Annotated in this window: 1 protein-coding gene; it reads left to right on the top strand. The window is 65.2% G+C overall.

Annotation, left to right across the window (positions count from 1 at the left end):
- Positions 1 to 635, top strand: a 635-nt coding sequence (gene tpiA / locus EN993_RS36430; RefSeq protein ID WP_127266287.1) for a triose-phosphate isomerase, incomplete at its 5' end; no start/stop codon positions are given.
- Between the last annotated feature and the right edge of the window lie 109 nt (positions 636 to 744).

The raw sequence follows: 744 nt of genomic DNA on the forward strand, positions 1-744 counted from the left end.
GCGTTCCCGCGACCCTGCTTGCCCACGCCGCGGAGATCCTGTCGCGCACGCCGGTGCATGCCGGCGGCGAGGATTGCCACACCAAGGAGAGCGGCGCCTACACCGGCTGCATCTCGGCGGAAATGCTCAAGGATGCCGGCGCCAGCCATGTCATCGTCGGCCATTCGGAATGCCGCGAGCAACGCGGCGAGGATGACGCGACGGTCCAGGCCAAGGCCTCCGCCGCCTGGCGCGCCGGGCTTGTGGCCATCATTTGCATTGGCGAGACGCAGCAGCAGCGTGAAGCGGGCGCGACGCTCGACGTGCTGTCGCGGCAGGTCGACGGCTCGGTGCCGCCAAGCGCCACCCCGTCCAACACCATCATTGCCTATGAGCCGGTATGGGCGATCGGCACCGGCCTGACGCCGACCGCCGCCGATGTGGCTGAAGCACACGCACATATCCGCGAAAAGCTCTCGGAAAAGCTCGGCAGCCTTGCGGCGAAGGTGCGCATTCTCTATGGCGGCTCGGTCAAACCCTCCAACGCGGTCGAACTGCTCGGCGTCAGAAATGTCGACGGCGCCCTTGTCGGCGGCGCCAGCCTGAAAGCGGCTGATTTTCTCGCCATCGCCGAGGCTTATCGCAATATTGCTTGAAGACATTTGCCACGCCGGACGGGGCTTCCGGCGCCGGAAATCGTTGCAAAGGGCGGGTTGCTTCCCATATTCCGGCCACGGGCTTGGAAATGCCGTCAAAGCATTGTAT

Source organism: Mesorhizobium sp. M7D.F.Ca.US.004.01.2.1 (genome assembly GCF_003997785.1).
GTDB lineage: Bacteria > Pseudomonadota > Alphaproteobacteria > Rhizobiales > Rhizobiaceae > Mesorhizobium > Mesorhizobium loti.